The 11,296-nt window shown below is 33.8% G+C and carries 12 protein-coding genes and 2 pseudogenes; 9 read left to right on the top strand and 5 right to left on the bottom strand.

The annotated features are described in order from the left end of the window. Positions 1-241: 241 nt before the first annotated feature. Positions 242-395 (bottom strand): annotated as a pseudogene (locus OM967_RS07345) (IS481 family transposase); the annotation flags it as partial. Positions 396-608: 213 nt separating this feature from the next. Between OM967_RS07345 and OM967_RS07340 the strand changes: the two are divergent. Both OM967_RS07340 and OM967_RS07335 read left to right on the top strand, forming a co-directional pair. Continuing rightward, positions 609-1,358, top strand: a complete 750-nt coding sequence (locus OM967_RS07340) for a kinetochore Spc7 family protein (RefSeq protein ID WP_211907927.1) — start codon at positions 609-611, stop codon at positions 1,356-1,358. 227 nt (positions 1,359-1,585) lie between these two features. Then, positions 1,586-2,626, top strand: a complete 1,041-nt coding sequence (locus tag OM967_RS07335; protein ID WP_250120327.1) for a hypothetical protein — start codon at positions 1,586-1,588, stop codon at positions 2,624-2,626. Here the strand turns inward: OM967_RS07335 and OM967_RS07330 are convergent. Beyond that, on the bottom strand, positions 2,616-3,140 hold the full coding sequence (locus OM967_RS07330; protein ID WP_250120326.1) for a gamma carbonic anhydrase family protein: 525 nt from the start codon (positions 3,138-3,140) through the stop codon (positions 2,616-2,618). The two genes, OM967_RS07335 and OM967_RS07330, sit on opposite strands and share 11 nt — an antisense overlap. Before the next feature lie 116 nt (positions 3,141-3,256). Between OM967_RS07330 and secG the strand changes: the two genes are divergently transcribed. From secG to OM967_RS08270, 5 genes and pseudogenes are all read left to right on the top strand, one after another. Continuing rightward, the gene (gene secG, locus OM967_RS07325; protein ID WP_250120325.1) at positions 3,257-3,577 is read left to right on the top strand and encodes a preprotein translocase subunit SecG; all 321 of its coding nucleotides are present in this window, start codon (positions 3,257-3,259) and stop codon (positions 3,575-3,577) included. Further along, complete coding sequence (locus OM967_RS07320) at positions 3,577-5,184, top strand: CTP synthase (RefSeq protein ID WP_127464150.1); 1,608 nt, start codon at positions 3,577-3,579, stop codon at positions 5,182-5,184. The genes secG and OM967_RS07320 overlap by 1 nt, the downstream gene beginning before the upstream one ends. Before the next feature lie 39 nt (positions 5,185-5,223). Beyond that, positions 5,224-5,382 carry a hypothetical protein gene (locus OM967_RS07315; protein ID WP_246433144.1) on the top strand — a complete coding sequence of 53 codons (159 nt, stop codon included), beginning with the start codon at positions 5,224-5,226 and terminating at the stop codon, positions 5,380-5,382. 152 nt (positions 5,383-5,534) lie between these two features. Beyond that, positions 5,535-5,942 carry a nucleoside deaminase gene (locus tag OM967_RS07310; RefSeq protein ID WP_211907921.1) on the top strand — a complete coding sequence of 136 codons (408 nt, stop codon included), beginning with the start codon at positions 5,535-5,537 and terminating at the stop codon, positions 5,940-5,942. 73 nt (positions 5,943-6,015) lie between these two features. After that, positions 6,016-6,157 (top strand): annotated as a pseudogene (locus OM967_RS08270) (IS3 family transposase); the annotation flags it as partial. A 228-nt stretch (positions 6,158-6,385) separates the two neighbouring features. Here OM967_RS08270 and OM967_RS07305 read toward each other — a convergent pair. Both OM967_RS07305 and OM967_RS07300 read right to left on the bottom strand, forming a co-directional pair. Further along, positions 6,386-7,468, bottom strand: a complete 1,083-nt coding sequence (locus OM967_RS07305) for a hypothetical protein (RefSeq protein WP_250120323.1) — start codon at positions 7,466-7,468, stop codon at positions 6,386-6,388. A gap of 141 nt (positions 7,469-7,609) precedes the next feature. Further along, positions 7,610-7,831, bottom strand: a complete 222-nt coding sequence (locus OM967_RS07300; RefSeq protein WP_246433142.1) for a hypothetical protein — start codon at positions 7,829-7,831, stop codon at positions 7,610-7,612. 436 nt (positions 7,832-8,267) lie between these two features. Between OM967_RS07300 and OM967_RS07295 the strand changes: the two genes are divergently transcribed. Together OM967_RS07295 and ccmA are read left to right on the top strand one after the other, a co-directional pair. Next, positions 8,268-8,699: a hypothetical protein gene (locus tag OM967_RS07295; RefSeq protein ID WP_250120322.1), complete on the top strand. Its 432-nt coding sequence runs from the start codon at positions 8,268-8,270 to the stop codon at positions 8,697-8,699. 202 nt (positions 8,700-8,901) lie between these two features. Then, on the top strand, positions 8,902-9,525 hold the full coding sequence (ccmA, locus tag OM967_RS07290; protein ID WP_211907917.1) for a heme ABC exporter ATP-binding protein CcmA: 624 nt from the start codon (positions 8,902-8,904) through the stop codon (positions 9,523-9,525). Positions 9,526-9,540: 15 nt separating this feature from the next. Here ccmA and argS read toward each other — a convergent pair whose 3' ends face one another. Beyond that, positions 9,541-11,247: an arginine--tRNA ligase gene (argS, locus tag OM967_RS07285; protein WP_211907915.1), complete on the bottom strand. Its 1,707-nt coding sequence runs from the start codon at positions 11,245-11,247 to the stop codon at positions 9,541-9,543. Positions 11,248-11,296 lie beyond the last annotated feature (49 nt).

Here is an 11,296-nt window from a genome sequence, read left to right as displayed (position 1 = left end):
ACAGCTCTAATTGTCAGTTATAAATTACTGAATTTTACTAATAAATTCATTGCTATCATTAGCCCTCTGCGAAAGAATATGTAACTAATGTAAGGATGAGAGAGGCTAAAATCCACGCCTCAAATTAACAAGATTTGCCATTATGGTTACCAGAGACAACTTAACCTAGCAAGCAAGAATTAACTAACAGAAAAATTGAAAACTAATATCAGTTTCTTAATGTAATGCTACTAATATTTTTCTAAAAAGCAATATGTTTTCTATTCAGGAAAGTCTACATCGCCATAACAATATTTACTAGAATGAGGTCTTGTCTCACTGTAAAAACGCAACCAATGATCAACGTCTATCTGAAGATCTTCTAATAAATTGTAGATTGTTTTACAAAAAAAGAGGAGTAAATGAGAGTTCAGTAACTTGATTATAGAGTTGTACTGCCTTTCCATATTTGAAGCAAGTTGTTATTCTACCTCAAACCATAGCACAAAGTAAATATGGCATTTTATACTAAAATTTTCTGTTTATGAGTTATATTATGTAAAGATACTATTTGACATTGAGCTTTAAAGATATTATGTAATAGCATTATTTAATATGTGAGGTTTATTATGGCTAAAGTAAGTGCTGGTGAAAACTCAAAAAAGCTTAAAGATGGTAAAAATCAGCCCATATCACCAAAAAAGTTCAAAGGCAGTCAGTATATGTCACCAAAACGGAGCCAGAATTCTGGTGAAAAGCTATGGAATGTATTAGAATCATTAGAAGAAGCAAAATCAGAGTTGAAAAAAAGAAAGTTTGAAATAGAACTAAAAAAAGACACTAAAATATCAGAAGAAGGAATAGAAAAAGTAGTGGAATTGGAAAGGAAAACAGAAAAAGAGATAGAAGAAATAGCAATGCCAATATCAACGTTACTACTTAAGGAAACAATAATAAAATTACAAGGAACAAAAATAATAAATTTTTTTAAAAAATTAGAAAAACAAGTAAAAGAAATGCAAGAATTATGTAAGAAACTAGAATTAAATGCTAAAATAGAAAAAGAAGATCTAAATAAGCTCGAGGACATAAAGAAAGAATCAGAAAAGTGTTGCAGAGAGTTAGTGAGCTATATGCCTAATTCAAATAATCCTAGAATGTTGTACACTGCTGTTATTGGTGTTGGTCTTGCTGTTGGGCTGGTAGCAAGTACTATACTTGAACATACAACTAGACTAAGTATATTAGCAATAATTGGCATAGCTACAGCATCTGCACTCGTAGCTGGTGGTGCTACATATGAAGCACTAAGACCTAATACTAAAATAGATGAATCAAAAGAAGTCCAAATAAAGAGTTCTCATCACTCACTTTCCTAATTACACTTTAATTCAAACTTTATCAGTTTTATTCAAGTTGCTTCTAAAAGGAGAATATCAATGGTGTCCTCCTTACTGATTTGGTTAAAATGCAGAAAACGCCTACGTCAAAATTTACACAGATGTTAAGTGCTGCCACTAATTCCCAGTTAGTACAATTTGTGTATCTTATTGACATATTTAATTTATTCTGTTACAATTTTTACTAATTAGGTTGAGGTAAAACAATGAAGAGTTTTAAATGGCTACTTAATCAAGTCAGACTTTCATGGATTAGCTTAATATCAAAAGTAAAGAGCTTTTTTCAAACTAACGATACACATCATCAAACAACTGCTAGCAATGGAAATGACCATACAAAAAAAATAAGTATAGAGAATAAAATAGAAACGAAAGGTAATGAGATTGATTTAGAGGATGAACAGGATGTGTTTGAGGATGCTCTAACAGGAGAAGAGCTAGATGAAGAAGAATTTTTTTATGCTGTTGAAAGTTTTAATGAACAGGAAGTTAATGCTAATAGAGAAAAAAAGGAATATGAAAAAAATAAGTACTATAGTCTACAAGATGGTCTACAAGAAAAAAATGAATTTGATCACACAACGCACACTCTTACACTTGCTTTTGAAATTGAAAAGCCATTTCCAGACTCTGACCTTAGTAAATTTAAGTTATGCGAACTTAAGCAAAATGGTGATAAATATACGTTTGTCTTAGAAAATGATCAGAAAAATCGAATAGAATTACACTCTGAATATCTCAATATTTATTTTCCTAAGTATTTTGAGAAACACAGTAAAAAAGGAGCTTACACCGAACTTTTTTCTCAAGAAGAAAATAGAATTAGCAATGATATTATAATACCGCTACAAGTTCCAAAAGAAGCAAGCATACTTACCAAAGAGTGCAATTGGCTAATAAGAAAGGTTGTAGGTGAAATACCAGATTATCCAGTGGGCAAATCGCTTGAATACTGCAGGAGTCATGTAAATTTCTCTCTTAACTCAAACAATACTATATCTCTTTTTCTAACATCAGAACTGATAAAACTTGCAGCTAAATCATCAGGTACTCCAACAGAAACAAACTGGCCAATAAAGGATATTATAGTCAGAGGTAGTTTTATTAATCAGCGTATTGATAAGCAAACTAGAGTTGAAAAAGTGATTGAGCCTTATATTGATAAGCATTATATAGTTGAAGAAACTTTTGAAGTAGTTAACGTAGAATGTTCATCAGAGCTGAAGATTTCTCAACCTAGCATATAGCCTTATATTCTTTCATCAGCATGATATAATTTTGTGCAGATTGTGTAATATGTTTTATTTCTTCATTTGACATTTTTTTGAAGAATTGTGCTGGCCTGCCAGCCCATACTTCACCACTTTTTATCACTTTTCCATGTGTCACCAGTGAACCAGCAGCTACCATAGCTTCAGACTCGACAATCGCATGATCCATTATAACAGAGCCCATACCAATAAATGCTTTATCATGTATCATGCATGCATGCAACACACAAAAATGTCCAACCGTCACCATACTACCAATAATCGTGTCACCGCCTGGATTTCTATCTACATGAATTACGGTGCCATCTTGAATATTCGTTTCATCACCTATTTTGATTGATCCAACATCTCCTCTGATCACACAATTAAACCAGATACTCGCATTCCTTCCTATTTCAACGTTACCTATGATACGCACACCATCTGCGATAAAAGAACTTTCATCCATTTTTGGCTCATAATCTTTGTATTTTAAAATGTGATAGCTCATAATTTAAATAAGGTTTAATACATACTTGGATTCCAGTAGTCAAGTTACTCGGGTAAAGATATTCTTGACTTATGATCCTTATGCTCCTAAAATTTTTATTTTTAGCTCTATTCATAATGTCAGTAACAGTACTTAGTATACTTCAAATAATATTAGTTGTTGTATTGGTAATTTTAGTGCTCCTGCAGCCACCTGGAAGTAGTTCATTAAGTGGCTTTAGTAATTCACAGCAGGGAATGAATTCAATAATTCCGGTAAAGTCTTCTGAAAATCCACTCAGTAGAATAACTTCTATAGTTGCTGGACTGTTCATTATAAATACACTGTTACTATCAGGATTATGTTCAAAAGATGTACATAAAAAATCAATTGCAGAGAAGATTATATCAGAAAAAAAGCAAGAAGGCCAATCAACTTCTGTTCCATTTGAAAATTAATGAAAGAAACCAAGTTTATCTTTGTTACAGGTGGAGTTGTTTCATCACTTGGTAAGGGTTTAGTTGCTTCAAGTGTGGGAGCACTTCTTCAAGCTCATGGGTTCAATGTTCGCATCAGAAAGCTTGACCCATATCTCAACATTGATCCTGGAACAATGAGCCCAGCTCAGCACGGGGAAGTATTTGTTACTGAGGATGGTGCTGAAACTGATTTAGACCTTGGACATTACGAGCGTTTTACTAAAATTAAAGCAACCAAGGACGACAATATAACAACTGGTAAAGTATATAATAAATTATTAAAGAAGGAAAGGTGTGGTGATTATCTAGGCAAAACTGTGCAAATCATTCCTCATGTGACAGATTTAATCAAATCTTTCATTTTTAATGGTACAGAAGATTTAGATTTTGTAATATGCGAAATAGGCGGAACCGTAGGTGATATTGAAAGCCAACCGTTTTTGGAAGCTATACGCCAAGTTAATTATAAACTAGGAAAGCAAAAAGTTATCCTTATTCATTTAACTTTAATACCATATCTCACTGCAGCACAAGAATTAAAGACAAAACCGACACAGCATTCAGTTCGAGAGTTAAACTCTGCGGGGTTACAACCAGATATTATATTATGTCGCAGTGAAAAAGAAATTTCCGATAATCAAAAAGAAAAGATAGCCAATCTTTGCAATGTTTCTTTATCTAACGTAATACCTGCTCCTGATGTAAACCATATATACGAGTTACCGTCCTTGTATAATCAATGTGGGCTCGGGACACAAATTTTGGATCACTTTCACTTAAGTAAGCCAAAACCAAGCTTACCTGAATGGGACCAAATAGTACACTCTATGAGACATCCAACACAAGAAGTTATCGTTTCCATAGTAGGAAAATATACTGAATTTCCTGACGCATATAAATCACTGATTGAAGCATTAAACCATGGTGCAATTAGTAATAAAGCTAGAGTGAAGATAAATTGGGTCAACTCAAGAGAAGAGAATGGAAAATCTATAGATGCAAAGTTTATCAGAGAAAAATTACAAAGCTCTAATTCAGTCCTTGTTCCAGGAGGATTTGGTGATAACGGAATAGAAGGTAAAATATTAGCAATAAACTATGCCCGTGTAAATAACATTCCTTTTTTAGGAATATGTCTTGGTATGCAGCTTGCAGTGATTGAATTTGCTCGTAACGTTATTAAGCTTGAAGATGTACACTCTGAAGAATTTTATACTTGCAAACACCCAATCATCAAGCTCGCTGATGGTAAGAACGTTGATCTTGGTGGAACCATGAGACTTGGAACATACAAGTGTAATGTAAATCCAAATTCAAAAATGGCAAATGTGTATAGTAGTGTCACTATTTCAGAAAGACACAGACACAGATATATAGTTAATTTAGATTATAAAAATAACTTAGAAGAGAATGGAATGATATGCAGTGGTATATCAGAAGATAAAACATGCATAGAGGCAGTGGAGCTAAAAAATCACTCATGGTTTATTGGTGTGCAATTTCATCCAGAATTTCAATCAAGACCATTTTCTCCTCATCCTCTCTTTACATCATTTATTAAGGCAGCTATTGACAATAGAGTTTAATAGAACTGAATAAACTATATTCTAATAGAGAGGTAAAAAATGTTACTAAGAAATAGTAAAGATAGCATTACATATGGATCTGCGACCTTCGAGGAATTGAATAGGCATGTAGAACAAATAATATATAAATTAGAGGAGGATCAAATTATAGAGGATATAATGGAAGAAGTAGTTGTAGCTATAAACGAACTAAAATAGGTAGAAGAAATAAAAAAATATTTAAAGCGAGAAATAGATAGCCTTGTAAAAAGGACAATAGTCCTTAGTGAATTCTATAACCTAGAAAAAATAGAAAAGCCAAGAAAAGAAAATTATATTTACCCAAGCACCTAATGTTTAAGTACCAATACATGGAACTTGCCATAGAGCAAGCAAAACTTGCTCAGAAAGATGGCGAAGTGCCAATAGGTGCTGTAATAGTTAATGGAAACAATATCATCTCCTCTGCACACAATATATCTAATGATCCAACTGCACATGCAGAAATGTTAACAATTAGAAAAGCATTTTCAACTTCCACGCTTTATGAAGCTGAAATGTACGTAACGTTAGAGCCGTGCCCGATGTGCGCTCAAGCTATCTCTTTTGCAAAAATTAAACGTCTGTACTTCGGGGCTTACAATCCCAAAGGTGGAGGAGTTGAAAACGGCACTAGAATATTTCAATTCTGTAACCACATACCTGAAGTTTATGGTGGAATATTAGAAACAAAATGTTCTCTTTTATTAAAAGATTTCTTTGAGAAATTGAGAACTTAGTTTAAGATCTGTGAGATTGTTTCAATATTTTTTGAGTAAAATCTGTATTATAACTCTTTCGTATATTTGACCAATTTGCTCATTCAACGTACATAAGGGATGTTATTACGATAACTCCGTTGCAGAAAAGTTTACTCAAAAGGGAGCTTCTTATTGATACTTCTCAACGTTCTGTTCAACAAACTAGAACTTCCATATTTGAATACGTAGAAATTAGATTTCTTGCACTACTGGAATCTAGATTTTCTTGCTAAATCCCAGACTGGCTGGTTATGCAAGAAATCTATTTTTTATCATAAATAACTTAAATATTATATTATAAACTCTGCTAAATTTATTCTCACAACAAAAACTTCTTCTCTACTTTTTTTTGAGTAAGGTCACCAATTCTATTTTTCTACAAAAGTGTTCTCTGAACTAAAAAATCCAGAGAACATTCTCTCTTATATCAACTCATTATCAATGGGAAAAGAACTAACCTCATTATCATAAGAGTAAGGAGTTGTTCTTTGCACATTATCAAAGACAGCTTTTAATAGTACTTCCTTATCACTATCCCATGCAACTTTCTCCATAATTGCATTATAATCTTTACACTTTTGATCATTTCCACAGTCCTTGATTTTACCATTAAGCTTTAGATAAGGCTTTAATGAATTATAGTGTACTTGAGTATTATTGCCCTCTTTATCTATCATATTCCCTGCGTTATTAACAATTATCAATGGTGCAACTTGTTTCGCTTTCACAATACTTGCTCCACCGGAGTCTTTGATGAGATCAGGACATGATTCTCTAGAAAAAAAATTCTTGTTTAATTCTTTATTATCATAACCATTGCCAAATTGGCAAAAACTCTTAACATTCTCATCCTGACAGGCTAACTCTTGTGGATTATCAATACATTTAAGACATTTCGTATTACCAAAGTTAGCTACTGAACTAATAGTATCAGTAAAGGCAAATTTAAAATTTACTGCACCATAAACACCCTCTGATCCCTTTTCTATATATGGCAAAATTTTAGAATTACTATACATCTCAGGATAGAGTTCTTTTAATAAATCAGATGTATTAAAACCTTGATAACCTATCTTATTATCCGATTTATACAAAGTAGCCTTAGGCCCACAAATTTCTGGCAGGCTACGATCTGGTGTTATTTCTCGAGATGTAATTTCTCCACTTTCATTCCCTCCTTCATTGGTAACATGTTTGCCTCTATCATTTTCATTCCCTCCCTTAATACTAGGTTTATCTGTACCGATTCTTTTCTCATTTTTACATTCTTCAGCTGCTTTTTTATACCACTCAGTCTCTGCTTTTGCCATGTTAATTTTACACTTTAAAAGTTCTTCTTTTACTCCTTCAATCTTACTCTGCATCACTTCTTCTTTCTCCTGTTCAATTTTGTACCTCAAAACTTCCTCTTTTGCTAGTTTAGCTTCTAATTTTGCTTGTTCAGCTTCTGCTTTAATATCATCACATTTTTCCTGATTAATTGCCTGTCCACCGTTTTCTTTCATCTTCTCAGCATCTTTTTTACACTGTATTAACTCATCTTTTGCTGCCTCAGCTTCATTCTTAGTTTGTTCTACCTTCTCTCTTTCTTCTTGAACCTTTGACTTTAATTCACTAGTTTCTGCTTCTAATTGTGTAATTTCTCTTTATGATTCCACAGCATCTTTTTTACACTGTATTGACTTATCTTTTGCCTTCTTAGTTTCATCTCTACAGTCACGAAGTAAATCTTCTTCTGATTTATCATCCTCTTCTCCCGCAACCTGATCTCCTAGATTTTCGACTTGCTCACCCTCTTCACCATAAAAAAGTTTGTTGGCATATAAATTACTATTATTAACTTGATCGCTATAGATATTGTTTGACATTGTGACCTCCTATATAGTCAAAACTGGAATTAAATTAGAGTATAAAAGCTAAGAATTCAACATGGGTAAAAGAAACCACAGCTCAGGAAATCTAAGGTTAACTCAGAAATTATTATAAGCCAAAATGATTAAAAATTTTATAACTTATATTGTAGATCTAGCATGATAACCAACAATTAGATTTTCTTCAATTTCCACCTTACTCACCAGCTTGACACAGTCCATCTTTATTCATTAGAGAGCCGTGATTCTTCTACTCTCTAATGATTAATCACTTGTCAGTTTTGAGTGTAGTAGTTGATAGCCTGTACGTAAATACGTTGCTTTTGTTCTTTAGAAATTTTTAGTCTACTATCTTTATCCAGAAAAAAATTGTAAAATTTCTATAGTTATGGTATAATTATAAATACTGCTTGCCAATAAGCTGAGTATAAAAATGCCGTTCGGACAAATCATTATATATAGTACGGAACTACTTGCTGTAATTGCAGTATTTCTCTTTTTGAGAAAAATATACAAAAATCATATTAGAAAAATTATATTTCCTCTAAAAGTTCTCAAAGAAGAGTGGGAAGAAAATAGAAGATTTAATGAATTATATCAAAAAAATAAGCAAAAAGAGTTGATGAAACAACAGGAAATGTTAAGGGAGAAACAAAAGAATATGCAAGTTTACAAAGAAGATCTAGAAATAGTTGATATAGCAAAACCGCTAGGTAAATGGACAAAGATGGTTATGATGGGTAGCGTTTTAATGAAGCATTTTGCACAATTGATACACAGAGAAGGTGATAAAAAAGGATTTTGGGAGCTGTTTATAAAAGCTCAGTCTTCAACTAAGGGTAAGTATAAAGGAAAAGGCAGATGACGTATCCGTTGTATAACCTGCTTTCTGGCATTAAACTTCTTAAGTGTTATAGTCAGTCAAGCACTGGGATGACACCATCTGCTACCTACAAACCCAATGTTCGTACAGTTGTATGTCAAACACTGACTGTTTGTTGTGCAAGCTATCCAATGTTCATACACTGAAGTGTTTAGGCTCCAAGTTCTCTTTAAAGGTCCAATAGATGCTTGAATGTAAAAATCTATCCTGTGCTCGTAATAACAAAGTATTATTTAAAAACCTCAATTTTAAAGCTGAACCAAAATCAAAAATCTTAATCACTGGTCCAAATGGTAGCGGCAAAACCAGCTTAATCAGAAGTTTATCTGGACTTTTGCCGCCAGTGTCAGGTAATATAATGTACCGTGGAAAAGATATATATGATGACCTAAAATCCTATATACCTTCCATGGTCTATATAGGCCATAAAAATGCCTGTAAAGATAGCTCAACAGTTGGTGAAAACATACAATTCTGGGCAAGAATACGGAATACTAGAGAATTAATTATGGCAGCCGTTTGTTGCTTACAGTTGCAACCTGTACTTAATATCAAATATAGTGAACTTTCTGCAGGCTGGAAAAGAAGAGTTGCGCTTGCTCGCCTGTTAATTTCTAATGCAAACATTTGGCTGATAGATGAACCATTCTGTAATCTTGATAGCACAACATGTGAATTAGTATTGAACCTAATCTCAATACGCTCTGAGCAAAACGGTATAGTAATTATTACAGGACATAGCTCTACAGAACAACTGTGTGACTTCAAGACAATCGATATACGTGATTTTAACAGACCTCTTGTATAATTTTTGGCCTTAAAATTAACTCATCTCTTTCAAAGGATCTATATTAAAAATAGAAAGCCCAGAAGAGATTACGTGCGCTAAGGCTTGGACGAGAAACATTCTTGCAGCGGTGAAGTTCAAGTTATCTTCTAGTATGAACCGCATGTTTAAATCACTTTTGCCATACCCCCATAAAACGTGAAATGCTTCTGCAACTTCAAGTAAGTAGAAAGTAATTCTATGTGGCTCACAAAGCCTTGCAGATATTTCTACCACATCTGGCCACTTTGCTAAGGTTTTTATGAGGAATAGCTCCCCATCTGTCTTTAAAAGTGAAGGGTCTGCTGTTGGGAGCTCTTTTGGAGCATTACGCATTAACGAATGAGCACGGGCGTGCGCATATTGCACATAAAAAATAGGGTTGTCTTTTGACTGTTCTTTAACTTTAGCAAAATCAAAGTCCAAGACCATATCATTCTTGCGTGTTAACATTATAAAACGAGTTATATCCCTGCCAACCTCTTCCACTACATCCCTAGCTGTAAGAAAATTTCCTGATCTTTTCGACATCTTAACAGGTTTGCCATTTTCGAAGAAATTCACAATATTATGCAGCTTTACCTCTATCTTTGCTTGATCATCACTGAGCGCAGAGACAACTGCTCTAAGCCTTTTAATATAACCGCCATGGTCACTGCCGAGCTCTACGATCATATTGTTAAAACCACGTGATATCTTATCAAAATGGTAAGCAATATCCGATGCAAAATAAGTCCAGCTACCATCCTCTTTTTTTAGTGCGCGGTCAACATCATCACCAAATGTTGTAGAGCGAAATAACATTTCTTTTCTGGAAGTCCAACTTTCACTTTCTTTGCCTTTTGGTTTCTCCAAGTATCCTTCATACACAAGACCCTTATCAGATAATATCTTTATACTCTCTTCGATTTTGCCATTTTTTTGTAGCTCATACTCTGAAGTAAAAATATCATGATTGACTCCAAGCAAGCTCATGTCCTCCTTTATAAGTTCTAAGATAGAACTTAAAGTATATTCTCTAATTACTCGATTATCTTCCTCTTCTCTAAGCTCCTTGCCATATTTTTTAGCTAGCCCCTTCCCTATTGGCTTTAAATATTCACCTGGGTATAAACCTTTTTCAATGCTAACTTTCTCTCCCAGAGCTTCCTTATACCGCAAATATACTGACCGAATTAGCGTATCTATCTGTGCTCCAGCATCATTGATATAGTACTCCTTAGTGACATTATAGCCAACTTTCTTTAGTAAATTTGCTAAAACATCACCAAACACTGCCCCTCTTGCATGACCAATATGTAGTGGCCCAGTTGGATTTGCGGATACAAACTCAACATTGATGGCCTGATTGTTTCCAATTTTGAGAGTGCCAAACTCCATTTTTAGCTCATTTATTTGCTTTAAAATCCCATGCCATACTTCCATTTTCAAGTGCATATTGATGAAACCAGGGCCCGCTATTTCCACTTTTGCAACTTCACCAAAAAGTTCAAACTCTTTAGCTAAAACTTCTGCGATTTCAATGGGATTCTTCTTTTCATGTTTTGCAAGCACCATAGCAACATTTGTATAGATATCACCATGTGCTCTATTGCTTGGAGGCTCTATGATAAAGTTTGTTGCATTCGTGCTTATAACACCCCTTTGCCTCAACTCATTTAACTTGCTGGAAATGAGAGAGGAAACCTGCTTGAAAATATTCATTAACTAAAAAGCTATAAGACCTGTAGCAGTATAGTGGATAAATGGGGGA

Source organism: Wolbachia endosymbiont (group B) of Dolichovespula media (assembly GCF_947179505.1).
Classification (GTDB): Bacteria; Pseudomonadota; Alphaproteobacteria; order Rickettsiales; family Anaplasmataceae; genus Wolbachia.
The sequence above is the reverse complement of the archived record's forward strand: the minus strand, read 5'-3'. Positions and strand labels throughout refer to the sequence as shown.